The organism is Schaalia turicensis ACS-279-V-Col4, from assembly GCF_000296505.1.
In the GTDB taxonomy this organism is placed as follows: Bacteria; Actinomycetota; Actinomycetes; order Actinomycetales; family Actinomycetaceae; genus Pauljensenia; species Pauljensenia turicensis_A.
In genome coordinates this window covers 476,715-502,194 of record NZ_JH815208.1, presented here as the reverse complement: position 1 = coordinate 502,194, position 25,480 = coordinate 476,715, and the positions used below count along the sequence as shown (strand labels likewise).

General features: G+C 57.8%; 22 protein-coding genes. 16 read left to right on the top strand and 6 right to left on the bottom strand.

Features of this window, described 5'->3' with window-relative positions:
- Positions 1-54: 54 nt before the first annotated feature.
- The 11 genes from HMPREF9241_RS02210 to pknB all read left to right on the top strand — a co-directional run bounded on the left by HMPREF9241_RS02210 (position 55) and on the right by pknB (position 15,362).
- Complete coding sequence (locus HMPREF9241_RS02210; protein ID WP_006680653.1) at positions 55-2,433, top strand: S9 family peptidase; 2,379 nt, start codon at positions 55-57, stop codon at positions 2,431-2,433.
- Positions 2,430-3,374, top strand: a complete 945-nt coding sequence (locus tag HMPREF9241_RS02205) for a ribonuclease H family protein (RefSeq protein WP_006680652.1) — start codon at positions 2,430-2,432, stop codon at positions 3,372-3,374. The genes HMPREF9241_RS02210 and HMPREF9241_RS02205 overlap by 4 nt, the downstream gene beginning before the upstream one ends.
- Before the next feature lie 182 nt (positions 3,375-3,556).
- A complete protein-coding gene (locus tag HMPREF9241_RS02200; RefSeq protein ID WP_006680651.1) occupies positions 3,557-4,915 on the top strand; it encodes an alpha/beta fold hydrolase in 1,359 nt (452 codons plus the stop codon).
- Positions 4,916-5,134: 219 nt separating this feature from the next.
- Complete coding sequence (gene nrdF, locus HMPREF9241_RS02195) at positions 5,135-6,097, top strand: class 1b ribonucleoside-diphosphate reductase subunit beta (protein WP_006680650.1); 963 nt, start codon at positions 5,135-5,137, stop codon at positions 6,095-6,097.
- A 265-nt stretch (positions 6,098-6,362) separates the two neighbouring features.
- Positions 6,363-7,067 (top strand): FhaA domain-containing protein, encoded by a 705-nt coding sequence (locus HMPREF9241_RS02190; protein ID WP_006680649.1) that lies wholly within the window; start codon positions 6,363-6,365, stop codon positions 7,065-7,067.
- Positions 7,064-7,558 carry an FHA domain-containing protein FhaB/FipA gene (locus HMPREF9241_RS02185; protein ID WP_006680648.1) on the top strand — a complete coding sequence of 165 codons (495 nt, stop codon included), beginning with the start codon at positions 7,064-7,066 and terminating at the stop codon, positions 7,556-7,558. The genes HMPREF9241_RS02190 and HMPREF9241_RS02185 overlap by 4 nt, the downstream gene beginning before the upstream one ends.
- Positions 7,558-8,880: a PP2C family protein-serine/threonine phosphatase gene (locus HMPREF9241_RS02180; RefSeq protein ID WP_006680647.1), complete on the top strand. Its 1,323-nt coding sequence runs from the start codon at positions 7,558-7,560 to the stop codon at positions 8,878-8,880. Before HMPREF9241_RS02185 ends, HMPREF9241_RS02180 begins: the two co-directional genes overlap by 1 nt.
- Positions 8,880-10,271, top strand: a complete 1,392-nt coding sequence (locus tag HMPREF9241_RS02175) for an FtsW/RodA/SpoVE family cell cycle protein (protein WP_006680646.1) — start codon at positions 8,880-8,882, stop codon at positions 10,269-10,271. The genes HMPREF9241_RS02180 and HMPREF9241_RS02175 overlap by 1 nt, the downstream gene beginning before the upstream one ends.
- Positions 10,268-11,722 (top strand): peptidoglycan D,D-transpeptidase FtsI family protein, encoded by a 1,455-nt coding sequence (locus HMPREF9241_RS02170; protein WP_006680645.1) that lies wholly within the window; start codon positions 10,268-10,270, stop codon positions 11,720-11,722. The genes HMPREF9241_RS02175 and HMPREF9241_RS02170 overlap by 4 nt, the downstream gene beginning before the upstream one ends.
- Positions 11,719-13,383: a serine/threonine-protein kinase gene (locus HMPREF9241_RS02165; RefSeq protein ID WP_006680644.1), complete on the top strand. Its 1,665-nt coding sequence runs from the start codon at positions 11,719-11,721 to the stop codon at positions 13,381-13,383. Before HMPREF9241_RS02170 ends, HMPREF9241_RS02165 begins: the two co-directional genes overlap by 4 nt.
- Entirely contained in the window at positions 13,356-15,362 is a 2,007-nt protein-coding gene (gene pknB / locus HMPREF9241_RS02160; RefSeq protein WP_006680643.1) for a Stk1 family PASTA domain-containing Ser/Thr kinase, read from the top strand. Before HMPREF9241_RS02165 ends, pknB begins: the two co-directional genes overlap by 28 nt.
- 384 nt (positions 15,363-15,746) lie before the next feature.
- Here pknB and HMPREF9241_RS09375 read toward each other — a convergent pair whose 3' ends face one another.
- From HMPREF9241_RS09375 to HMPREF9241_RS02145, 3 genes are read right to left on the bottom strand one after another with little or no spacing between them, the layout of a single operon-like run.
- Positions 15,747-15,899: a hypothetical protein gene (locus HMPREF9241_RS09375; RefSeq protein ID WP_006680642.1), complete on the bottom strand. Its 153-nt coding sequence runs from the start codon at positions 15,897-15,899 to the stop codon at positions 15,747-15,749.
- A gap of 48 nt (positions 15,900-15,947) precedes the next feature.
- Positions 15,948-16,697 (bottom strand): class E sortase, encoded by a 750-nt coding sequence (locus HMPREF9241_RS02150; RefSeq protein WP_006680641.1) that lies wholly within the window; start codon positions 16,695-16,697, stop codon positions 15,948-15,950.
- A gap of 18 nt (positions 16,698-16,715) precedes the next feature.
- Positions 16,716-17,606, bottom strand: coding sequence for a DUF881 domain-containing protein (locus tag HMPREF9241_RS02145; RefSeq protein WP_006680640.1), 891 nt, complete (start codon positions 17,604-17,606; stop codon positions 16,716-16,718).
- 129 nt (positions 17,607-17,735) lie between these two features.
- On the opposite strand from HMPREF9241_RS02145, the gene HMPREF9241_RS02140 reads away from it, so the two are divergent.
- Positions 17,736-17,999, top strand: a complete 264-nt coding sequence (locus tag HMPREF9241_RS02140; protein ID WP_006680639.1) for a cell division protein CrgA — start codon at positions 17,736-17,738, stop codon at positions 17,997-17,999.
- A 148-nt stretch (positions 18,000-18,147) separates the two neighbouring features.
- Here the strand turns inward: HMPREF9241_RS02140 and HMPREF9241_RS02135 are convergent, their stop codons facing one another.
- Positions 18,148-19,002, bottom strand: a complete 855-nt coding sequence (locus HMPREF9241_RS02135) for a rhomboid family intramembrane serine protease (protein ID WP_006680638.1) — start codon at positions 19,000-19,002, stop codon at positions 18,148-18,150.
- 252 nt (positions 19,003-19,254) lie between these two features.
- A complete protein-coding gene (locus HMPREF9241_RS02130; protein WP_006680637.1) occupies positions 19,255-19,776 on the bottom strand; it encodes a peptidylprolyl isomerase in 522 nt (173 codons plus the stop codon).
- A 142-nt stretch (positions 19,777-19,918) separates the two neighbouring features.
- On the opposite strand from HMPREF9241_RS02130, the gene HMPREF9241_RS02125 reads away from it, so the two are divergent.
- The gene (locus HMPREF9241_RS02125; protein ID WP_006680636.1) at positions 19,919-20,548 is read left to right on the top strand and encodes a hypothetical protein; all 630 of its coding nucleotides are present in this window, start codon (positions 19,919-19,921) and stop codon (positions 20,546-20,548) included.
- A 329-nt stretch (positions 20,549-20,877) separates the two neighbouring features.
- On the opposite strand, the gene HMPREF9241_RS02120 is transcribed toward HMPREF9241_RS02125, so the two are convergent.
- Positions 20,878-21,750: a Cof-type HAD-IIB family hydrolase gene (locus tag HMPREF9241_RS02120; protein WP_179370097.1), complete on the bottom strand. Its 873-nt coding sequence runs from the start codon at positions 21,748-21,750 to the stop codon at positions 20,878-20,880.
- Positions 21,751-21,902: 152 nt separating this feature from the next.
- Between HMPREF9241_RS02120 and HMPREF9241_RS02115 the strand changes: the two genes are divergently transcribed.
- The 3 genes from HMPREF9241_RS02115 to HMPREF9241_RS02105 are packed head-to-tail and all read left to right on the top strand — an operon-like array spanning position 21,903 to position 25,469.
- Entirely contained in the window at positions 21,903-23,645 is a 1,743-nt protein-coding gene (locus HMPREF9241_RS02115; protein ID WP_050998764.1) for an adenosylhomocysteinase, read from the top strand.
- A complete protein-coding gene (locus HMPREF9241_RS02110; protein WP_006680633.1) occupies positions 23,638-24,939 on the top strand; it encodes an amidohydrolase family protein in 1,302 nt (433 codons plus the stop codon). Before HMPREF9241_RS02115 ends, HMPREF9241_RS02110 begins: the two co-directional genes overlap by 8 nt.
- A complete protein-coding gene (locus HMPREF9241_RS02105) occupies positions 24,936-25,469 on the top strand; it encodes a cupin domain-containing protein (RefSeq protein ID WP_006680632.1) in 534 nt (177 codons plus the stop codon). Before HMPREF9241_RS02110 ends, HMPREF9241_RS02105 begins: the two co-directional genes overlap by 4 nt.
- Positions 25,470-25,480 lie beyond the last annotated feature (11 nt).

Below are 25,480 nucleotides of genomic sequence, written 5' to 3'. Positions count from 1 at the left end.
ACCCGTACGGGGCCATGTAAAACAATTGTGCATGGTGCGGGTTAAAGTCTGTGCATGAGCACATTCACCCTTCCACCTGTGGCCGAACGTCGATTTGGCTACCGCATCCGCGATATTCACGGCGATCATTTTGATGATGGCTGGGATTGGTTGCGCGATGAGTCGAATGCTGATGTGGTCGCGCACCTGGATGCAGAGAATCACTGGGCGGATCAAGTGTGTAAGCCAACTGAGTCATTGGCTGCAGCGATTACAGCCGAGGTGAAGGGGCATACGGCTCTGGATGATGTCTCGGTTCCCGTTTTGGACGGTGATTATTGGTATTTCCGCAAGTGGCATAAGGGCGATTCGTATGCGACGCATCATCGTGTGCCGGCCGATCGCAAGGGCATTGTTGATGCGTCTGCTCTTCCGCCTCAGCCCAGTGTTGATGATGTTCTTCCTGGCGAGACGCTGATTCTGGACGAGAATGCTCTGGCAAAGGGACAGGAGTTCTTTAAGGTCGCCGATATTCAGCCAAGCCCCGATGGTCGCTTAATCGCGTGGGCGCGGGACACTGCTGGGGATGAGCGCTTCACGTGGGTTGTTCAGGTTGCCGATACTGGCGAAATCGTTGATGAAGCCGTGGTTGACGCTGGTTATGGGCTGGCCTGGGCGGCGGATTCCGCTTCGTTTATTTACATCGGTGTGGATGATGCGTGGCGCGCGTGCGAAGTTTGGTGGCACCAGCTTGGCACCGGTCGTGATCAGGATCGTTTGCTTCTGGTTGATCCTGACGAGCGTTTTGAAGTGGGGATTTCCGATGGTGGGGACCCGTTCCATGTTCTCATTCATTCAATGTCGTCGACCGCTGGTCAGGCATGGGTGTGGTTGCCGGATCGTCCGTCAACGCGCCCACTTCCAGTAACTGGTCTGACAAAGCGTGTGATGGTGACGGTGGATTCTGCTGGCGATCACCTGCTTCTGGTGCACACTGCTCTGTCACAAGAGGGCACGCTTGCCGTTGCCACTTATCCGTCGGATCTTATTTCGCTGGCAACTCCCGTTGATGCTGACTATTCACGTAGCTCTCTTGGCGATCGCGCAACTGGATCAGCGATTGAGATTGACGAAACCGCGCCTTTTGCTCCCCCATCTGCGTGGGTCACTGTGCGCGAAGCGGGCACAGGCGAACGCCTGCTCGAAGTGGAAGCTAGGGCATCGTTCTGCGTGCTTTCTATGCGTTCGAATGCTCTGACACAAGTGGAGTACCGGGTACGAAACACGGCTCTTGACGTCAGTGGAGATGCCCGGCCTCGTCCCCTTTCGGGCGACGAACTGGGCGAACTCTGGGGCTGCGGACACTTCGTCGACGCCGAGGCTCCGGTGCGCACGATCGATTCCGTCGATGGGCCGCGCTTTGATGACCATTTCTTCCGCGTGCGCGTTCAGTCGCAGATTCAACCGGAAACAACGATCCAAGTTGATCCGTTCAGCGGTGGAACGACATTACTGAAGGTCGCGGAGGCTCCCGGCTGGGATCCGTCCACGATGGTGGAAGAGCGTGTGTGGGTAACGGCTCGCGATGGGAAGACTCAGATCCCGGTTACGTTGATTCACGGGGTTGATGTGCGACCTGACGGCACACATCCCGGGTGGGAATTGGGATATGGGTCGTACGAGGTCTCCTATGACCCCGAGTTTGAGACGCTCCGCCTGCCAATCTTTGAGCGCGGTGTGGTGTTTGCGATCGCGCATATCCGCGGTGGTGGCGAACTGGGGCGCGCGTGGTACGACGATGGGAAGGAAGCCGTGAAGGTGAATACTTTCACCGACTTCATTGACGTTGGGCGTTGGATGGTCGAATCAGGGTGGGTTGCTCCCGGACGCCTCATTGCTGAGGGACGAAGTGCCGGTGGTCTGTTGATGGGTGCCGTGTTGAATATGGCTCCCGACCTGTACCGAACGGTGATCGCTGGTGTTCCTTTCGTCGACGCTCTGACGACAATCTTGGATCCGAGTCTTCCTTTGACGGTCGGTGAATGGGAAGAGTGGGGTAACCCCATTGAAAGCCCGGAGATCTTCCGGATTATGAAGGGCTACACGCCGTACGAGAACGTGCCAGAAAACGTCACTCTGCCAGCAGTTATGGCAACAACGTCAGTGAATGACACACGCGTTGAATTTGTTGAGCCGACCAAGTGGGTCCAACGCCTACGAGAAGCGTCAGGGCAGAACGCAGATGCTGACCTTGCCGCCTCGCGTCCGATTGTTCTGCGTACTCAGATGGTTGCAGGTCATGCTGGGCCGTCTGGCCGTGAAGGGCGCTGGAAGGCTCGCGCCGAAGAGTTCGCTTTCGCGCTCGGGCAGGTCGGAGTTCGCGAGCCCGCAGCATCGGAACTAGGTACGTCTGAAGCATCCGAAGCAATGGACAAGGCTGGTGATCAGCGATGACGCCTGCAGGTAACCGTATCGTTGCTGCCGTTGACGGTTCTTCACTTGGGAATCCTGGGCCCGCCGGCTGGGCGTGGGTCGTTGACGCCACTTGCTGGGATGCCGGTGGCTGGGAATCGGGGACGAACAATCTGGGTGAACTCACCGCTGTTCTTGAGCTATTGAAGGCCACGGAAGCTGCTGGGTTTGCTGACTGTGAGCTCCATATCTTGGCCGATTCGCAGTACGCGATCAACGTGATCTCTCAGTGGATGCACGGGTGGAAGAAGCGCGGTTGGGTGAAAGCCGATAAGAAGCCGATCAAGAACCTTGAACTGATTCAAGAAATTGACCGCGTCATCGCTGGGCGGAAGGTGACCTTTGAATGGGTGAAAGGGCACGCTGGACACACCCTGAACGAGCTCGCCGACGACTTCGCGCGCGGATGCGCCGAAGAGTACCAAGCAGGTCGCATTCCGACGCCTGGCCCCGGTTTTGCTGATACCGGGATAGAAACTCCTGCTTCGCAGTCCAACGAGACGGGTGATTCCGCCGAGGATGCAGTGAGCGCATTCGCCTCGCAACCGGTTTCTTCTTCTGACTCTTCTTTCATGGAGATGCGTGATGGTTCCGGATCGGATAACAGGTCGCGTCTGATTGAGAATGAAAAGGTGTTCCTCACCGCCTGGCTTGCAGGAGAATCAACGGTTTTAAAGCAGATTGCATCCCCGAACTGCACGCGTGTTTGGCCGAACGGGAACGTGACCACGACCTTGGAGGGTCCTGTCCCCCTTGATGCGAAGATCAGTCGTATGACGGTGACTCCCGCGGGGAGCGCTTGGCTTGTTCACTACGAGATGCGATGGGAGACCGGTGCCAGCGTTGAACTGTCGATCTGGGAGCCAAGTGAGAATCCGCGTGGGCTGAGCCTGGTTCATCATCAGACAACCCTGAAAGGTTAAGAGGCAGGCCACACTGACGTCCACAGTGCGACCCTCGAACGAGCAGTAGAAACCCACGCGCAAGAATTGCTGAGTGATGTCCAGCCTGCAAACGCACCCCCGTAAAGAGCCAGCTTGCTCTCGGTGCACTGACATCGTTGCGGGTATGCGAATTGGATTGCCCACCGCGATACAGTGGGTTCATGCTCGTGAACTCGTATATTCAGCACTCTTGCACCGTCAATGAACACCGTTTCGTCGTCCCGTTGGATCACCGGAAGACGCTGAACGCACCCGCGTCGACTCCGCAGACGCTGGAAACGATCGAGATTTTCGCGCGCGAGGTGATCCGCCCCGGTGGCGAAAACCTCCCCTACTTGGTGTATTTGCAGGGGGGTCCCGGTTTTGGCGCGCCTCGTTCGGGTGACTTCCGCGATGGCTGGCTTGGGCGTCTGCTCGACGACCACCGCTTGGTTTTGTTAGATCAACGAGGTACGGGCCAGTCGGGGCGCCTTGATGCGCGCAGTTTGGTGGAGTCTGGTCGCTTTGATAACCCGGATGGGTCCATCAACGACCAGGCGTTGGCTGATTACCTGATGCTTTTCCGCCAGGATCAGATTGTCTGGGATGCCGAGTATGTTCGCCGTGAGCTGGCTGGCGACGCACAGTGGTCGACTCTGGGCCAGAGCTTCGGCGGATTCATCACGACCGCTTATCTGTCGCTCGCCCCAGAGGGCCTCAAAAAGTCACTACTTACGGGTGGTTTGCCGGGCCTTACACACGTTGACGAAATCTATCGCCGAACATACGCCGCCACGGCGAAGCGTAACCAGACCTACTTCTCGCGCTACGCATCCGACGAGCGCACGATCCGCGAAATCGCCGCTCACCTGCGCGACACCGAAGAACTACTGCCAACAGGAGAACGCCTCAGCCCCGCACGATTCCGCATGATCGGCATGGGCCTGGGAACAACAACGCGCACAGACATGTTGCACTACCTGCTCGAAGGCCCGTGGACGACGGTGCGTGGGCAGCGTCGCCTGTCACACCAGTTCCTCGAAGGCATCGCGGCGGAAATTGCAGGTACACCCATGTACGCGGTCCTGCACGAAACAATTTATGCGGGTGCGACCCCCGACCTGGCGGGCACGACAACGAACTGGTCCGCCGACCGTCTAGCCGAAGAAATCCCCGGTTTCGCTAAGGATGCCGATCCACTCGACGAATCTGAGCCCTACTACCTGACCGGCGAGCACATGATGCGCCGTTTCTTCGACGAGGATCCGTTCCTCCGCCCGTTCGCCAAAGCCTGCGACATTCTGGCGACACGCACGGATTGGCCGGCCGTCTACATTCCCGAGGTTCTGACTCACAACACCGTCCCGGTCGCAGCAGCCGTCTACTACGACGACATGTTTGTGCCTCGTGAACTGTCCCTCGATACCGCGACGACAATCCGTGGCGCACGCACGTGGATCACGAACGAGTACCAGCACGACGGCCTGCGCGCGTCCGGAACGAACGTTATCGACCACCTTTTCGAGTTGGTACGCGACTGAGCACCGACTCCCTGGCTCCGCCTGCGATAAGAGCAGAGCCAAGATCGGCAGGCGGCCTCGTCGATTGGTGCACACTCGATGTGTGCGCAACTGGCCGATCTCACAAGATCGGCCGCCCGCCCACCTCACCTACCCACCCACATCGCGGGTAGGCTATGTCCATACCCCCAAAACGCCCGCGCTTGGATACGAAGCACACCCCGGATTGAAAGAAGACCAGTGAGCACTCAGCCTGTTTTTGAAGCGATCAACTGGAACCGCATTGAGGACGAGAAGGACCTCGAGGTCTGGGATCGCCTCACCGGCAACTTCTGGTTGCCTGAAAAAGTGCCGTTGTCGAACGACATTCAGTCCTGGAAAACCCTGCACCCGGACGAGCAGCTGATGACGAACCGCGTGTTTACCGGCCTGACTCTGCTGGACACCCTGCAGGGCACCGTCGGCGCAATCTCCCTTATCCCCGACGCGCGCACCCCGCACGAGGAGGCCGTCTACACGAACATCGCGTTCATGGAGTCCGTGCACGCGAAGTCCTACTCGTCGATCTTCTCGACCCTCCTGTCCACCGAGGAGATCAACGAGTCCTTCCGCTGGTCGGAAGAGAACGAGGCCCTCCAGAAGAAGGCCGAGATCGTGAAGTCCTACTACGAGGGCGACGATCCGGCCAAGCGCAAGGTCGCCTCGACGATGCTCGAGTCCTTCCTCTTCTACTCCGGCTTCTACGCGCCGATGTACTGGTCGGCGCACGCGAAGCTGACGAACACCGCTGACCTCATCCGCCTGATCATCCGCGACGAGGCCGTTCACGGCTACTACATCGGCTACAAGTACCAGCTCGCCGTCGCCGAGTCCTCTCCCGAGCGCCGCGACGAGCTCAAGGATTACACCTACTCCCTCCTCTACGAGCTCTACGAGAACGAGGAGCAGTACACGGAGGACCTCTACGATCCGCTCGGCCTCACCGAGGACGTGAAGAAGTTCCTGCGCTACAACGCGAACAAGGCGCTGATGAACCTCGGCTACGAGGCCCTGTTCCCGGCCGACGAGACGAACGTGAACCCGGCAATTCTGGCGGCTCTGTCGCCGAACGCTGACGAGAACCACGACTTCTTCTCGGGCTCAGGTTCCTCCTACGTCATCGGCGAGATCGTCGACACCGAGGACGAGGACTGGGACTTCTAAGGCCCCTCCTTCAAGACAACTGACAAGGGCCCTGGCAACCAGCACGGTTGTCGGGGCCCTTTCGTTTCACCCCTGGATTTATCCTAGAAATCGCGGAGAAGCGTCCGCAAAAAACCCTCGCTTTCGCGTTGACGGTTAAACTGTCTTTGTTACGTGTGTGCATTTACGCTCACGCGAAGCGTTTTTCCGTTGGAAGAGAGTCGATATTTCGGCGATCAACCGCCAGAAAAGCGTCCAATACCGCCTGTCCCTAGGAGTACCGAGCATGAGCATCTTTGATCGCTTTGAGAACGCAGTTGAGCGTGGTGTCAACGATGCCTTTTCGAAGGTTTTTCGTTCCGGCATTAAAGCGGTTGATGTGAACTCGGCAATTCGTCGCGCGATGGACGATTCGGCGCAGGAGCTGTCAACGGAGCGCACGATCGCGGCGAATCATTTCACGGTGTTTGCTACGCCGGCTGATTTGGATTCGTTGGAAGCTGACTTGAATGTTCTTGCGGACGAATTCGCAGCGCAGGCGACCGAGCATGCTGCAGACAACGGGTACGCCCTGCTTGGCCCGGTAAGCGTTGAGTTCCGCGAGGATGACAAGGAGCAGGCGGGCAAGTTGCGCGTCGAGGCTTCGAATAAGCGTGGGAGTGTCGCGCCAGCGACTGCCTCGTCTCCTTCGCCTGAGCACCCGATCATTGAGGTGAATGGCGAGCGTTGGCTACTGACGGAGCCCGTGACGGTGATTGGTCGCGGTACCGAAGCCGATATTATCGTCGCCGACACCGGCGTTTCGCGCCGTCACCTTGAACTGCGGATCACGCCGACCGGTGTGATTGCTACTGATCTTGGTTCCACGAATGGCACGTTTGTTGAGGGCCACAAGATTGATGCTGCGACCCTGCTGGATGGTAACCAGCTGACGATTGGTCGTACTGTCATCGACTTTTGGACTCACCCGGAAACGGGGGGTGATGAATGACCTCGGATCTCGCGTTTACGGTTTTTAGGATCGGGTACCTGGTCCTGCTGTGGTTGCTCGTGTTGGGTGCCGTGAATACGTTGCGTCGCGACGTGTTTGGCACGGTTGTTACCCCGCGTGGTAAGGGCAGAAAGGCCGCTGATCAGCGTCGTAAAGAGAATCGACGAAACCGCCACCAGGCTCGGAACTTAGAGCCCGATGTGCCACGGAACGTGTTGCTGACGGGTGGCCCGCTTGTGGGAACTGTTCTTCCGTTGGGAACGACACCGATTGTGATTGGGCGTTCGCCCGCGTCGACGCTTGTGCTTGAGGATGAGTACGCGTCGGGGCGTCATGCTCGCCTTCAGCCTTCTGAGCAAGGCTGGTGGATCGAGGATTTGAGTAGCCGTAATGGCACCTTCGTTGATGATGAGCGTCTTAGCGAGCCTCGTCTGCTTCATTCGGGCGATGTTGTGCGTATTGGGCAGACCACGTTTGAATTGGTGAGCTGATGGCAGCTGCCCCGATTGAATTCCGTTGCGCGGCCCGTTCTGACGTTGGGTTGGTTCGAAGCAATAACCAGGATTCTGGTTATGCGGGTCCGAACCTGCTTGTTTTAGCCGATGGCATGGGTGGTCCTGCCGGTGGCGATATTGCGTCAAGCGTTGCGATTGCGCACCTTGTTCCTCTGGATTCGGATTCGTATCCTGCGGACAAGATGCTGCCGTTGCTTCGCGAAGCGTTGATGGATGCGCACGATGAACTGTCGGATCGTTCTCGTCGAGACAAGGATCTTGAGGGTCTGGGGACGACGTGTATTGCTGTGATGCGTTCGGGCAATAAGTTGGCGATGGTTCATATCGGCGATTCGCGCGCCTATGTTTTGCGTGGAGAGGCTCTCACGCAGGTAACAACGGACCATTCGTTCGTTCAGTATCTGGTGGAGTCCGGTCAAATCACGCCTGAAGAGGCAGAACATCATCCGAATAAGAATGTTGTTTTGCGTGTTTTGGGCGATTCTCAGGCGGATGTGACTCCGGATGAGACGATCCGCGAAGCGGTTGTCGGCGATCGTTGGTTGCTTTGCTCCGATGGCCTGTCGGGTGTTGTGTCTCCCGAGACGTTGGGTGCTGTTCTTGCCGAAATTGATGATCCCGGTGAGTGCGCTGAAGAGTTGATTCGCCTTGCGCTTCGCGCGGGCGGTCCTGACAACATCACGTGCGTTGTTGCTGACATTGTCGAGCCCGGCTCGTATCCGGTTGGGCCTCCCCAGATTGTGGGCGCGGCGGCGATTGATCGTCATGCTGCTTCTCGCGGTGGCGAGGGTGCGGCTGGGCGCGCGGCGGCTTTGCGGAAGCAACGCCGTTTGGCGATTGACGAAGATAACGGCGAGGATCAGACGAAGCATCGCGCTTGGTTCGCCCCGCTTTTGGGTCTTGTTGTCGCTGTTCTGCTCGGTGTTGGCGGATGGCTTGGTTGGTCGTGGACGCAGAGCCAGTATTACGTGATCGGCCAGGATGGCTACGTCGTTATCTACCAGGGCATTCCGCAGTCGTTGGGACCGTGGAAGTTCTCGCACGCCGTCGAAGTCACGGATCTTTCGTTGGCTGAGTTGACCGATGCGGACCGTCAACGCCTGAAGGATCCTGTTCTGCGTTCGTCGCGCAAGAAGATCGATCAGTACATTGATCAGTTGCGTCTGAACAAGAAGAGCTTTAAGTCTGCACTGAACGCTGATAACTCTCAGTCTGACGATAGCGCTCAATCCGCGTCCTCAAGACAGTCGGGGGCTCAATCAAGTTCGACGAATAACAGTTCGGCGGGTGGTCACTGATGGCTCTTGTGACCGTTGCTCCCGCGAAGCCTCGTCGCGGTCTTGAAATTATTCTTTTGCTGGTTGCTTTGACAGTCGGTATTGGCGGATATGTTCTGACCAGCATTAATCGCACGGGTGAGTTGCCCGGCAATCTTGCAATGCACGCCGGTATTTTGCTGGCGATTGCGATTGTCGCCGAGGTGGGGATGCATTTCCTGGCCCCCTTCGCTGACCCCGTGATTCTGCCGATTGCAGTAGCGCTCACCGGCCTGGGTTTGGCGATGATTTATCGCTTGGATATGTCCTACGATGCGCTTGGTCAGGCGACCGTCGAAATGCGTCAGCTAATGTTTGTGGGCATCGCAATTGCTGTCGCTGCGTTGATTCTGATCGTGTTGAAGGACCATCGTTCGTTGCGTCGTTACACGTACACGTTCGGTGTCCTGTCCTTGATCCTTCTACTGCTCCCGATGATTCCAGGGCTCGGTGTCGAAACGTTCGGGGCACGAGTCTGGATCCGCATCGGTTCGATGTCGTTCCAGCCCGGCGAGCTGGTGAAGATCACGCTGGCACTGTTCTTTGCCGGCTACTTGGTGACGAATCGTGACAATCTTGCGATTGGTGGACGTCAGTTCCTTGGAATGCGATTGCCTCGCGCCCGCGACTTGGGTCCGATTCTGCTTGTCTGGTTGATCGGTATTGCGATTCTTGTTTTGCAGCGCGATCTTGGTACCTCGCTCCTGTTCTTCAGCCTGTTCGTGGCAATGCTGTACGTGGCAACGAATCGAGTGTCGTGGCTGATCATTGGTTTCGTCATGTTCGTGCCCGCTGTTGCGCTGACAGTCAAGGCATTCCCGCACGTCGCGAATCGTTTCTCGGTGTGGTTGAACGCGTTGGATCCCGAGGTTTATGAGCAGACGGGCGGGTCGTTCCAGCTGGTGCAGTCGCTGTTCGGTCAGGCATCGGGCGGTTTGATGGGGACAGGTTGGGGTCGTGGCTACCCACAGTTGGTTCCTCTTGCCAATTCTGACTTCATTCTTTCGTCGCTTGCCGAAGAATTGGGTTTGACCGGTTTGGCCGCAATTCTGGTGCTGTATCTGGTGCTGATTGAACGCGGTTTACGTGCCGCCATTTCCGTTCGTGACGGTTTCGGGAAGCTGCTGGCAACGGGTTTGAGTTTCTCGCTGGCAATTCAGCTGTTCGTTGTGTTGGGCGGTATTACTCGCCTGATCCCGCTAACGGGTCTGACGGCGCCGTTCTTGGCAGCCGGTGGCTCGTCAATGGTGTCGTCGTGGTTGACTGTCGCGCTGTTGATTCGCGTGTCCGATGCGGCTCGTCGTCCCGCCGCTACACCTGCTCCGTGGAACTCAGGTATCCAACCGTCAGTTGCACGTGAGGTGAACGCATGAACCATCAGATTCGTCGCTTGTCCATCGTCATCTTCGCAATGTTTGCTCTGCTTGGTTTGGCTGCAACGAACAATCAGTTCCTTCAGGCTCCGTCTTTAAACGCCGATGGGCGTAATGAACGCACTATTTTGCACGCGGCGGAAACGGATCGCGGTCCGATCATTGTTGCGGGTTCGGCGATTGCGTCGTCAACGAAGATTGAGGGCTCTCATCGTTTCCAGCGTTCCTATTCTCAGGGTCCGCTTTATGCTTCGGTGACCGGGTATTTCTCGTCCGCATTTTCGCAGGCAACCGGGCTTGAGTCGGCCGCTGAATCAACATTGGACGGACAGTCTCAGGCTCTTCTTGGTCAGCGTCTTCACAACCTGTTTACGGGCGCTTCTCGCCAGGGCGGCGGCTTGGTGCTGACGTTGGATCCGACCCTTCAGCAGATTGCCGCTGATCAGTTGGGTAACCGCAAGGGCGCCGTCGTGGCGTTGAATGCAAAGACCGGCGCGATTTTGGCGATGTATTCATCTCCCAGCTATGACCCGAATTCTCTGGCCGCCTTCGATTCCGAGGCGGTGAGTGACGCGTATAAGGCTCTGACGGAAGATCCGAACGAGCCCCTATCAAACCGTGCGATCGCGGGTAATCGCTATGAACCCGGTTCGACGTTCAAGATTTTGACGTCAATCGCTCTGATCGAAAATGGTGTCGCTTCACCATCCACGAATGTGGAATCCCCCGTTTCAACAGTGCTTCCCGGAACTCAGACGACGGTGTCGAACATTGAGTCTTCGACGTGTGGCGATGGGAATCCGACGTTGGCTGAAGCGTTTGCACGATCGTGCAACACGTCGTTCATTCTTGCCGCGCAGTCTCTTTCTCACGATCAGCTTGCCGATGTGGCGTCGCGTTTCGGTTTCGGCGCATCCCAGTCGATTCCGCTTGCTGTGACTCCTTCGGTTTTCCCTGAAACGACGGACGCGGCCCAGCTGGCGATGAGCGCTATCGGCCAGTATTCAGTTCAGGTGACGCCACTTGAAATGGCTGAGATTGCTCAGACGATCGCTAACGGTGGTCAGATGATGACGCCCTACTTGGTGTCGCAGGTTGTGGATGCTGATTTGGCTGTCCAGTCCGAGACCAACCCGACTGTGTTGCGCACCCCGATTAGTGCCGATATTGCGACGCAACTGACCGAGATGATGAAGGGTGTTGTCAATCAGCCGTATGGCACGGGCACATCCATGGCGATCGACGGCATTTCCGTGGCGGCGAAGACCGGCACGGCGGAAACGGGCACTAACGGACACGCGAACGCGTGGGCGGTGGGTTTTGCTCCCGCTGATGATCCGCAGATTGCCTTCGCTGTCCTTGTCGAGGGTGACGATACGGATCCAGCTCCTCACGGTGGAACCGTTGCCGGCCCAATTGCTCGCGCGCTTCTAGAGGCAGGTATCCAATGAGTTCTTCCACAAAGTATTCAGCGGGCAAGAAGCTGGGCGGTCGTTACACGCTACTCACGCCGATTGCTCAAGGTGGCATGGGCGAGGTCTGGAAGGCCCGCGATCAGGTGACCGGTCGCATGGTGGCCGCAAAGGTATTGCGCCCGGAGTTCTCTGGCGAAGAGTTGTCCCTGTCGCGTCTGCGTATCGAAGCGAATAATGCGATGCGTATCCAGCACCCGAATATTGCGAACGTGCAGGATTCTGGCGAGCAGGATGGTCGCGGCTGGATCGTCATGGAGCTGGTTGAAGGCAAGCCCCTCAATCACTACTTGAAAGACGGTCATCGCATTGCCACGCAGGACCTCGTCCCCGTGCTGATGCAGGTCGCGATGGCGCTCGGCGCAGCGTCGGAAGCCGGGGTTGTCCACCGTGATATTAAGCCCGCGAATATTCTGGTGCGCCCCGACGGCATCGTGAAGCTGACCGATTTTGGTATTTCGCGCTCGAATAATCAGGCGGCTCTGACCGCCGCGGGAATGGTGATGGGCACGGCTCAGTACCTTCCGCCCGAGCAGGCAATGGGGGAAATCGCGACATCGTTGGGTGATTTATACGCCTTGGGTGTGATTGCGTACGAGGCTGCTGCCGGGCAGCGACCCTTTACTGGCAAGACGCAAGTTGATATTGCGTTCTCGCACGTGAATGATCCTGTTCCTCCCCTGCCTTCTGACGTGCCGCGTCCGCTTGCTGACATCATTTGTCACCTCTTGGAAAAGAAGCCGGAGAAGCGCCCCGACTCTGGTGTGGCGCTGGTCCGCGAGCTGTCGAAGGCGGCAAAGCAGATGGGTATTTCTGTAGCAACTCATCCGCTTCCCGACCCATTCCCAGAGGCGAAGATGGAGCCGACGCAGGTTCACCCGTCTCCCGTGGCAGCGCCGGTTCATCACACGAAGCGTCGCAGTCTTCCCGAGGAACTGCTGGAACGCCCAGCGGGCCTTGATACTCCAACGGATCCGCAGAACCTTACGCAACAGTCAGATTCGCAGGATCCTCAAAACGTAAACTCCCAGACAGAACACTCACAGTCGCTCTCAGGAGATGCCATGCCATCGAACAAGGGGGATGTGGACTTAGATCCAACCGCGGTGCGTCGTCGTCAGCTCAGTGAACGACTGAAGGAACGTGCTCGTGTCCGCGAAGAGGCTGACACGGCTCACGCTTCGGTGTCGCCGACACTTCCACCACCACCGGCTCTCACCGACAAACGTTCGGCCATCGATTCAGCCAAGCGCTCAGGAACGCAGGCCCTGACCTCGTCCCCCCAGACGAAGATGCGCCAGCAGAAACTGTCGTCGCCACCACCCAAGCGGGTCAGACCGAAGCCGTCGAGCCAGGCGAGCAGGCAGGTCTGGTACTCCGTGTCGAAGCGGAATGCGCCACCGGTGAGCACCGTGCCCCCGACTCCGACTCAGTACAACAGGTCGGTGGTTGCGCCACCTGTTTCAAAGGGTCGACGCATCATCCAAGCAATCATCATTGCCCTGATAATCATCGCGATTCTCGCGGGCGCATATTTCATTCTTCAGCACATGTTCGGGTCACTCACGTCGCTTCTCAGTGACGGGCTCCCCACCACGAAGGAGGTTCAGACATGGCAGACTCCATGGGCCGCCGTCTAGCCGGCAGGTACGAGGTTCGCTCACTGATCGGGCGCGGCGGGATGGCGGAAGTCCACCTGGGCTTCGATACGCGCCTATCACGCGTTGTCGCAATCAAGATGCTGCGCTCTGACCTAGCACGAGACTCCGTGTTCCAGGCGCGTTTCAGGCGTGAAGCGCAGTCGGCTGCTTCTTTGAACCACGCGAATATTGTGGCCGTGTACGACACGGGCGAGGAAATGCTGACCGGCCCTGACGGTCGCGCTATCTCCGTGCCGTACATCGTGATGGAGTACGTCGAGGGGCACACGGTCAAGGAACTGCTCGCTGACGGTACTCCGGTGCCGATCAACGAGGCTGTTGCCATCGTGTCCGGCGTGTTGGGCGCGCTTGAATACTCCCATTCGCAGCATTTGGTGCACCGGGATATCAAGCCGGGCAACATCATGTTGACGAATGATGGCAAGGTGAAGGTCATGGACTTCGGTATCGCGCGTGCGATCACCGATTCGCAGGCGACGATGACGCAGACGAACGCTGTCGTTGGCACTGCCCAGTACCTGTCGCCCGAGCAGGCTCGCGGTGAGCAGGTGGACGCGCGTTCCGACTTGTACTCCACCGGCGTTGTCCTGTTTGAGTTGCTGACCGGTCGTCCGCCGTTTACCGGCGATTCGGCTGTTGCCGTTGCCTACCAGCATGTTCAGCAGTTGCCTCCCACACCGTCGTCGATCACCCCGGATGTTCCCGAGGCACTTGATCGCGTCGTCATGAAGGCTCTGGCAAAGGATCGCACAGACCGCTACACGTCAGCTGCCTCTATGCTGGCTGATTTGATGCGAGCGTCGCACGGTGGCCACGTGAATGCTCCAGCCGTTGCGGTGTGGGCGGACACGGTTCCGATGGCTGCGGCAAACGTAGCTAATTCGCAGCCGACTCAAACGTTGCCTCCGGCAGTTGCTTCCCCGTCAAATGCGACAACGACCTTTGCGCCCGTTGCGACGCAGGAGTTTGAGGAAGAACCGAAAAAGAAGTCGAAGAAGGGCATTATTGTCGCGCTTGTCATTGTGGCTCTGCTACTGATGGGCGGTATTTGGTACGCACTGTCGCATGCTTCTTCGGATAAAGAGATGGTCGCTGTCCCCGACAATCTGATCGGAATGACGCAGGCGGAGGCGAAGTCCGCAGTTGAGTCTGTTGGCTTGGTGTTCGCGATTTCGAATGAGACGGTTGCCTCTGACGAGATTGAAGAAGGCAAGGTCGCCGAGACTGATCCGCCGTCGGGCGATCAGGTTGAGGTTGGTTCGACCGTGACGGCGAAGTTGTCGAGTGGCGCTGAATCCGTTGTTATTCCTGACAATCTAGTGGGTATGAGCCCGGATGCCGCGAAGCAGGCAATTGAGGCTCTGGGGCTTGTGTATGAACAGACCGCTGACCCTGTTGCTTCTGCGGATGTGGAAGAAGGCAAGGTTGCTCAGGTGAACCCGTCGGTTGGTTCGAAGGTCAAGAAGGGATCGACCGTGAAGGTCAGTCTGTCGTCGGGCCCGAAGAGCGTTGAGGTTCCGGATGTTACGGGTATGACGCAGGATCAGGCGCGCGAGGCTCTGGCTGCGAAGGGCTTGACGGTTGGTTCCGTTCAGGTGTCGGATGACCCGAGCCAGAAGGAAGGTCTAGTGATTTCCACTAACCCGGCTGCTGGCACGTCGGTTAATAAGGACACGGCGATCACGTTGACTGTGTCTTCTGGCAAGATCACGATTCCTTCAGGTTTGGTTGGTTACGACCAGGCGCATGTTGTTCAGACTTTGCAGGAGCTTGGCTTGCGCACATCGGTGACGGAGCAGTACTCGAACAATCTGGAAGCTGGCGGTGTTCTGGCGGTGAATCCGACTGAGGGTTCTGTTGTCGCCCAGGGTTCGACCGTGAACCTTACGGTGTCGAAGGGTCCGCAGACTCCTCCGGCTAATCCGAACAATTCCGGTCAGGCGAACTCGGGTAGCTAGTGGGTAGTTATCCGATTCACCGTGGGTGGATTTGATTGACGAGGCCTGGCGGGGATCATATGATCCCCGCCAGGTTACGCTGAAGGTTGTTGGAACTTTCACCGCAACATCAACAGATGCAAACCTTAACTATGCGCCCTCACTCATAGTGGCGTATTTCCGCTCAGCTACAACAGGCTTCAAGCTCCGCGCCCGTCCAGGCGTGGCCTCGTCCCCCTTAAGCCACCCTGATAGAATCACGCCGATTCCACGCGCCAGAACACGTTGGCAACGCGTCACAACGACACCAAGATCAAACGAACCGGCACGAACCATCCGCGCGTATGCGGAAAAGTATCAGCCGAACGCCACCTGAAACGGCGAAAGCGTCAACGGGTGAACAGGTCAGACGGACGCTTCGCCCAACTCTAAGTATTCCTGGGCCCACGGGTAACCCCACTCAAGAAGAGCGTAGGCAACAAGGCCAATCAGAACCAACGACTCAATCACCTTCAACCATGTCGGTCCGGGAAGATGACGAAAAATCCAAGCGTACATGTGGATCAAATGTCCTTTTCAAGCGATGTTCAAGCGGAGAAAATGGGATCAGGCTGCGGGTTCGTCCGCCAGCGCACTGGGCACGCCAGTGTCCTTAGGAGTCCATGACTTGAACTTCAGGTGAACAATGAAACGTTGCGAGTTCCCGTATTCGGGGTGGCACGTAGTCATGGTCATCCAACGTTCCGTGGGCACCTGGCTCCACGTGACATCATCAATCACGGGGGCGACGACGCGGTAGTTGTCCGGGTCATTGGCCTCAACGATTTCGCTGGTTTCCATAGTGTACGTGACGTAGTGGTTGTCGAGTTCGACAACAACGGGGTCGCCGACGGACAGGCGGTCGATCCAGCGGAAGTTATTACCGTAGGTGCGACGGTGGCCGGCAACAGAGAAGTTGCCGATGTCGCCGGGCTGAGCGGTGTCCTCATAGTGGCCTGCGAAACCCTGGTCTAGGACGAATGTCGACGTGGTTTCCGCCAACGGAATCTTCATCCAGTTCCACTTTGGGACATGAATAAGACCGTAGATCTGGTTCGGGTCAACGCTGGTGGTCATTGACGGCGGCTCATCCGTGCGTTCCTCACCAACGTTTGTGGTAGCGGGCGCGTGCGCGTGGGCGTATGTTTCGATCGCTTGCTGGCGAGGTCCTTCAACTTTGAAAGACGTCCAGTAGAGTTGCCAGAGTGCGAAACCAATCAAAACGATGGCGACGGTAATGAAGAGTTCACCAATCACTCCAAGAGCGACGCTGAGCGGCGAGGCCTTCTTTTGGGGTGCAATATGTGCGCCTGCCATGGAACGCCTTGTCATGTTTTAGTCCACCACCTGTGCGTATGAGTTAAATGTCTTCACGCTAGCCGCGGGAAGATGAAGGGATTTGTTCGTCTCCAGATCCCAGCCAAGGCCATACAAAGCAACGTAGGCCTTGTAATTAACAATACGGGGATTTGCGTTGACCTTCTCTGTGAGTGCGTTCGGATCACCAATGGCTTCCACCACGTATGGCGGAGAAAAAGGCTGTCCGTCAACAAGAATCACGTTGCCAATGCATCGGATCACTGTTTGTCCGGTCACGCGTACTCCTTGGACAGTCATGGCTTCCGCGCCACCATTCCAGAGCGCGTTCATCACGTCTTCAATGTCCTGCTGGTGAATGACTAGGTCGTTCGGTGTAGCACCGTCGGGAATCGCCTGCTGGGGTGCGTCCGTGAGCGTAATAGTCACACCTGGGCCGGTCACGGGCTGCGCTGCCAGTGAGGTAATGGACGTATCCTCGGTCTGCGTTTGTCCGGACGAGTTGGCGTATTGAGAGACGATGTCGCGCAGTGCGCTCACTTCAAAATCAAGCGTTTCGACTTCATCCTGCGAGGCTCGTACCAGCGAAATCAGGTTGGTATCTCGCCCGAGGTTGTCGGCGTCATTCTTCGCCTGCGCTGAAACGATGAACAGCAAGCCGCAAGCAGCGGTGACAATAAAAACGGATGTGGCCGCGCGTGGAGACAGTGGCGCAAACTTCCGTAGCTTGCGCAGGGCCACGTGCCAGGGGCCGTCGAAGTGCGAAATGTGGGGCTTGGGTTTCATCGACGAGGCCGCCTTCTTTTTCGAACGCGACCTCGGTTCAAAAGCGGGTGGGGTCGAGGAATCGGATTTTTGTGATGCCTCGGGTGGAGTCAAATGGGGCGAATCGTCCTGCTTGTGTGCCATCAATGCCTCCTTCCCGCGTTGCACTTTGGTTTGTCGTTACTTGGAAGACTACGCTAAAGGGGTTAGCGTTCTGCGATGCCTTTCCGAGAAGTAGTCGGCAAGGGCACCAAAGTTCAATTGAGGAGAAACGTGGCTGAGAACAAAAAGCGCAAGAATACGAAGCACCAGGTTCCTGAAGATCAGGATCTCAACGCCTGGACCGCAGGTATTCCGCTGAGCCCCAGCTGGTGGGCACCGACTTTCGTTGCCCTTCTTCTCATCGGCCTTGTGTGGCTGATGGTCTACTACATTTCTTCAGGCGTTTACCCAATTCCCGGCATCAACTGGTGGAACATGGTGATCGGCCTGGGCATCATGATGGTGGGCTTCCTGATGACGCTCCGCTGGCGATGACCTGTTGATAAAGGTTTCCCGCTAGATTTCAACAATCACAAGAGTTATCCCCAGGTGTTTCCACACCTGGGGATAAATTACATCCGTGTAACTTAGACAATCATACAGATTGTGGATAACTCGCATAAACCTCGAGATTTCAACGAATTTATCCGAGAACCTCGAAAATCACTTCGTAGGTCAAGCCAATCAAGGCGATCGCAGCAACATACATACCCACAGTTATCCACAAGGCCTGACGTTCCTGCTTTTTCGCAGTAATTCCAGGCTTTGCACGCCCCTGACGCCAATAAATCCACGTCGCCAACGCGCCCGTGGCAAGGCCACCCACGTGCCCCTGCCACGACACATTCGGGACAATAAAACCGATCAGCAAGTTCACAAGTAAGAGGCCCACAACGGCCCTCGTATCCATACCCGACTGCTTCTGCAAAACGAACATCGCACCGAACAAACCGAACACAGCACCGGACGCGCCCACGGTCACCGTCCCAAGCGACGACGGTTGAATCAAGACCCACGCCAAAACAAACAGCGACGCACCAATCGCACTCAGCAGATAAACAGACAAATACCGGGTACGCCCCAACACCTGCTCAAGCTCAACACCCACCGAGTATAAAGCCAACATATTGAACGCAATATGCATGAACCCGCTGTGAAGGAACGCAGTCGTCAAGAACCGCCACACCTGGCGGTAACCCACCGCAGGGTTAAAGAACAGCCAATTCCCCACCAACGGCAACACGAAGGACAAGATGAACAACGCAACGTTGATACCAATCAGCGTGTACGTCACAACCGGCTGACCACTGGGAACACGTGGCCTGCGAACGTTCGCGCACTCCACGCACACTGAACGAACCTCGGTCCGCACCGTGCAATCAACACACATCGGACGATTGCACTTCTTGCAATAATCCACCGAACGTACACCCGGGTGACGCGGGCACTCAGGAGCCGCATACGGGTTCGAACGCTGTCCATACAAAGGCGTCGACATGCTCTATATCCTCCACACACCGCCAGAAACCAGACACACCATCCCGCTCCCGACGCTCACGAGCAACCAAAATCGCTCTTACCGTCTGAATACACCTAGGGCGGACAGACGCACGAATCCACACTGGATCCGCTCCCCCATCCGCCCCACAATGAAGAAAACGTGACCGATCAAGTGGAGGCGGCCTCGCCAATCAGCAACAATTACCCACGCGGGAAACCACGCCGAACACGAGACACGCCAACCTCACACTCAGTCGACGATCGAAACCGACTCGATCACAACGTCATTCACTGGACGATCATTCGCGCCCGTCGCAGTCGTTGCAATCGCGTCGACAACCTTCTTCGACTCTTCGTCTTTGACCTCACCGAAAATGGTGTGGTTGCCCAGCAACCACGGGGTCGGCGCAACCGTGATGAAGAACTGCGAGCCATTCGTGCCCTTGCCCATACGCTTACCAGCATTCGCCATGGCCAGCAGGTAGGGGCTGTTGAAGTTGAGTTCCGGGTGGATCTCATCGTTGAACTGGTAGCCCGGGCCACCAGTACCGGTGCCCAGCGGGTCACCACCCTGAATCATGAAGCCCGAAATAACGCGGTGGAAAATCGTGCCGTCGTAAAGCGGACGCGACGTCTTCTGGCCGGTCATCGGGTCAACCCACTCGCGCTCGCCACGAGCCAGCGTGACAAAGTTATTCACCGTGTTCGGTGCGTGGTTCGGGAACAGTTCAATGTTGATATCACCCATAGAGGTGTGCAGTGTTGCTTCCATGTCTTCATCGTCCCAGAAAAGGCGCCAAAAGGCATGATCTGGAGCCATCCGATTTTGTCGCTAGGGGTGCAGATCACAAAACTTCGGTGCACAATAGGAAGACGCGGTACAAACCGCAGCAACTATTGGAAGGATTCGGACTATGGCCAACACACCGAACTTCGACACGGAGAAACTTCGCAACGAAGCACTCCAACTGCGCGACGCGGTCGCCGTGCACGCCGGACGGGTGGCAGTGAAAGCCACCGAACTCGCTGAACAGGGCATCGACTGGGCAGCACCTCGCGCCCAAGCAGCACTGAACGAAGCAATCGACCGCGCAACACCAGTCGTCGAAGACGTCACCGCTCGCGCCGTTGACGCAGCAGACCGTGCACGCCCCGCATTCGAAAAGGCACGCGAAGAGGTCGTCGAAGACTACATTCCGCGCATCCAGCGAGCCGTCCACGAAGGTGGCGCAGCGCTCGCCGCAGAGGGAACGCCGTTGCTTGAACGCGCACGTCACGCCAGCGAAGCATCGCAGGCAGCTCTCACCACCCCGACAAAGAAGGTCATCGTGAAGAAACACCGCTTCCTCCGCGCCATCGGGTGGACCGCCCTGGCAACAACCGTCGCCGGCGCCGGCTACGTGCTCTGGAAGCGTAGCCAGCCGATCGAAGATCCATGGGCCGAAGAATACTGGGCCGACCTGGAAACGACTGTCGACCTGCCCGCCACCGAACCTGAAGAGGTTGAAAGCGTCGAGCAGATTGACACCGCAACCGAAGAGTGAGCTCTCGGCGAAGTGAGTTCACTCAGAAGTGAGTCTCCGGCGCAACAAGATGACAGCGAAGTGGAATTCACGGGAAAGTGAACCCCTCGGAAGAGCGCAACTGAGCCTCACACCCCTCGCCATCACACGTTAAAGCTGGTGGTCATGCGATTGATGTCGCGTGACCACCAGTTTTGTGTTTGAGAAGCATCAGTTGTGCGTTTGTGGGTCACCAGCTTTGCTCGCGCGTTTCTCTCGTCGCGCGTCACCACCTACACCTCACGCGACACAACCACACATTTCAGGACAAAAGTGTCGCATCAAGCGCATCCGGGGTCACTTCGCGAAAATCAGTCATCTCCTATCAGGGTGCGAACAACCTGGCCGACACCATCTTCATTGTTGGACGGCGCAATATATCGGGCTTCCGCAACAACGTCAGCGTGAGCGTTCGCCATGGCGAACGACCAGTCGGCGTACTTGAACATGGAGATGTCGTTGTGGAAGTCGCCGAATGCTGCGGTCTGCGCGGGCGTCACACCAAGAGCGTCCTGCAGTGCGAGCACAGCATCACCCTTGTCGACGCCACGAATCTGCAGGTCAGCCCAGTTATCTCCGGAAACCGCATACTGGTGAGTGTCCGCGAAGTTCGCAAGTGTTGCTTCAGCCAGCGGGCCCACCGGGTCAAGACACATGACGGCGAGCTTCACGATGTCGTCGTCGATTTCACCGGAATCGATCATGTCGATGATCTCGTGCTGATCGGCGATTCGTTTGGTGCGGTGGTAGTAGGGCAAGACGCCGTCAACAAATAGGTCGTCCGTGCGTTCAACGTAGGCGAATTGCTTGCCACACATGACTAGGCCACCATTGATTCCGGTTGCGACGGCGTCGCGCACCATGTCGATGGCACGGTGGAGAGTTTCGTGATCGATGGGGCTGGATGAAACTTCCTTGCCGTCTTTCATGACAATCGCACCGTTTTCAGCGATGACTGTCATTCCGGGGCGTCCGGGGAACATGTCGAGCAACGTCCATGCTTGGCGTCCTGATGATGGGGCGAACACGATCCCACGCTCATCCATGATGTCGAGGAGTTCAGGGAGTCTCTCGGGGAAGTTTTTGTCGTCATCGAGCAGGGTACCGTCCATGTCGACAGCGACAAGACGCAGGTCGCAGTCGGTAGCGAGGGATGACAGGTCGGTGGGTTCAAGCAGTGTCATGCTTCGATTGTCCCCGATTGTTGGGGACGTATCCGACACGAAAGCTGTTCCTGGTCTCATTTCATGCGTGAGATTGTCGACGTTTATGCGATTGTGTTCGAATTCTTGTGCTCTGACTGTGCGTGAGACTACGTCTTGCTAGCGTCGTTGGTATGAAATATGTTCGTCCTTTTGCTTCGACCTCTTCTGATTCGCGTGCCATCGCGCAGGTTGTGGTGCGTCGTTTTGCGGCAACGACGAATCTGCTGGTTGCTGGTCGCTCGTTTGCGATTCTGACGTCCGCGAGCGCGTCCTCGCCATGGTGGTGCGAGGTGTACGAGGCACTGGGGTCGTTGCTCTCGGGGTTTGGCGCGCATGTCAGGTTTGTGAATTCGGTTGACGAGGCCACCGCTGACGCGGTGGTTGTACGTCCCGAAGAGGCTGCCGAACAGTCGTTAGGGCACATTAGTGTGGTGGTGGGCGTGAATGAGGCGCCCGTTGTGCGTGTGAATCCGTCGCAGGTTGGCATGTATGTGAATGTGGATGAGGAGCCTGATGTTCGCCAGATTCCTCCCCACGTTCAGGTTCTTGATTCGGATGGGAAGCTTCTTCGGGATCCCTATGATCCTAAGAATGATGCGAGTTATGCGCAGCGTCGTCTGGCGTGGGCGCGATCATTCATGCCGGTGACGCGTGCGACGGTCAGTGATCTTGTAGCAACGGGCGCTCTTAAGGGTCGTCATGTCGGGCTCGCGTTGGTATTGGAGCCGAAGACGGCGGTGCTCGCTCTCCTGCTGAAGGAAGCGGGCGCGACGGTCAGCGTGTTTGGGCACGCAGATGAAACTCGGGACGATGTGGCGGATCAGCTTCGTGCGGCAGGGCTTGCCGTCTTTGCGGAGTCGAGCGCGACACCGGAGCGTGAAGAAGAGCTTGCTCGCCAGTTTCTGACCAGTGGGATCGAGTTCCTGCTCGATGATGGATCGCATCTGATCCGCATGGCGCATGACGAGACGCGCGCTCCTAACGCTCTGACTACCTTGAAGGGTGCCGCGGAAGAGACGACGTCGGGGATTCGTCCGCTTCGGGGCTTTCCGTTACGCATCCCGGTGATGGCATCGAATGATGCGCGCTCGAAGACTCTTTTCGATAACGCGTATGCGACGGGCCAGTCCTGTTTGCTGACTTCTCTGGACCTCGTTGATCCGCAGTTACAGGGGGTTCCGCTCTGGAATCAGCGTTTCGTGGTTGTGGGCTACGGCGATGTTGGCATGGGCGGTGCTCGCTTTGCCCGCGCGTGTGGCGCTCTGGTGACAGTGGTGGAGCTCGATCCGGTGCGCGAACTGCGTGCTCGCATGGATGGGTTCCAGACAGCCTCGCTTCTCGATGCCTGCGCGAACGCCGATTGGGTGATGAGCGCAACCGGCGAACGTGACACGATCACCCTCGAAGCCCTCACTGCAATGCCCGACGCGTGCGTGGTGACGGTATCCGGTGGCGTAACCGACGAAGTTGCCCTTTCAGAGGCTCTCAAAGCCGGTTGGACTTGGGTAGATAGCGATGATCGCGCAGTCGGTCTGCTCTACGTTCCCGCGACGGCTACAGATCCTGCTCTCCCAGGTAGTGCGCAGGGGAACGAGGCCACCCACCGCCACATCACGATCCTCGACAAGGGCGGGTGCATTAACTGCACAGCCGGCGAAGGCAACGCTATCGAAATCATGGATATGAGCTTCGCCGTCCAGGTGTCTTCACTGCGCGAACTGCTCACGCACGAGAACCCCACACACGATCCGTTATCACCAGGCGTGCACTCCCTGCCCGAGGATGCAGATAATCTGGTCGCACGGCGCGCGCTCGACCTGCAGTGGACGACCGAACCCCAGCCGATTTCTTTCGCGAAGGAAACTCATGTCTAACGTTCAAGTCTGGTCTGCCGGACTGGTTATCCCGATTACCGCTCCGTCCGTCATGGATGGCGCTGTCGCAGTGAAAGATGGTCGCATCGAGCACGTTGGGGCGCGCGACTGGGTTCTGGAAACGCTGGCCGAGCGCGGACTGTCATATTCGGAGCGCCACTTTGATGGGGTTTTGCTTCCCGGCCTCGTGAATGCGCACACGCACCTGCAGTACACGGGAATGGCCGAAGTTGGTGTCAAGCAATACAGAGGGATGCCCGACTGGATCAGCGGGTTCAACGCCGTCTACGACGCAGGCGGTTTGGATTGGGGTAAGGATGCGTCGACCGGCGCGCACATGCTCCTCGAAGCGGGCACGACCAGCGCCGCCGACGTAGTGACCGATCCCGAAGCCGCGTCCGCACTTCACAACGCTGGCTTACACGGCGTCGCCTACTGGGAGGTCATGGACTGGACGAACGACGACTGGAAAGAGCGCGGGCCCGCAACCGTCGAGAAGGCTCTCGACGCAATGCCCACCCCTCCTGCCGTCGGCATTTCGCCACACGCCCCCTACTCACTCGAAGCTGACCCGCTACTCGATCTGCCCGACTTGGCGCGCAGGCGCGGAGTTCGACTGCACATTCACCTCGGTGAATCACACTCGGAAGCCGAATGGGCTGAAGGCCGCACGGGCGAACTCTCAGACCTCTGGCGCACCGGTGACTCGTCGTCGTTCACGGCGATGCGCGCTCGCGGTGGCGGTTTCTCAGCGACGCAGTTCGTTGACCAGCTGGGAGTTCTCGGCCCCGACTGCCACGTTGCGCACGGCGTGTACATGACGGCAGATGATCGTCGCCGTCTGCGTTCTCGTTCGACTGCCGTGGCGCTTTGCCCGCGTTCGAACCGTGTCATTGGTTTGGATGCGCCACCCGTGGCCGCCTACCTCAATGAGGGCAATATGATTGCTGTCGGCACCGACTCGCTGTCATCGTCGCCCTCGCTGGACGTAATGGAAGATGTTGCCGTCCTGTTCGATATCGCACGCAACCAGGGGTATCGCGCGTCCGACCTGGCACGTAGGTTACTCAACGCCGCAACACTAGGGGGTGCGTGGGCCATGGGACTCGCGACGGGACCGGATCGCGTTGGTCAGCTTCAAGCGGGCGCGGTGGCAGACCTGTGCGTCATCGATGTCCCTGTTTCCGACATCACGGGTTCAATCGAAGACGTTGTTCGCTACGGCGCGGGTCGTCAAGTTGAAACAGTGATCGCAGGTCAGGTCAGGTTCTCGCGCGACGGAAGCCTCCGATGACCGATCAGCTAGACGTTTCCACCGAGGCGATCGGCCTCGTGAACTCTCTTTGCCTTGAGCCACACCCCGAGGGTGGCTGGTTCCGCAGAACATGGACAGCGCCCGCGGTCGTGGAAACGGAGGGTGGGCGACGAGCGACCGCGTCCGCGATCCTGTTCCTGCTCGACCAGGACATGGAAGCCCGCTGGCACGTCGTCCGCTCCGATGAGTTGTGGCTCTGGCATGGGCCGGGCGCGCTCGAAATCCAGTTCGGCGGAACCGGGGACGCGCCATGCAACCAACCCGAAACCATCATCTTGGGTGCACCCCAGGTTTCGACGGTGAACGAGGCCGGAACCCAGTCCGCATCGCCTTCACCTGATCAGGCCGGAACACCGCAGGTGCCCACCGACGCGGCGAACCCTGTTCAGGTCCTGGTGAAAGCAGGAACATGGCAGCGAACGTTCGCACGCGATAGCGTCGCATTGGCAACGTGTGTTGTCTCACCCGAATTCACCTACGAAGACTGGAGACTCGCAGAAAACGTGTGATTTTCTTGTCA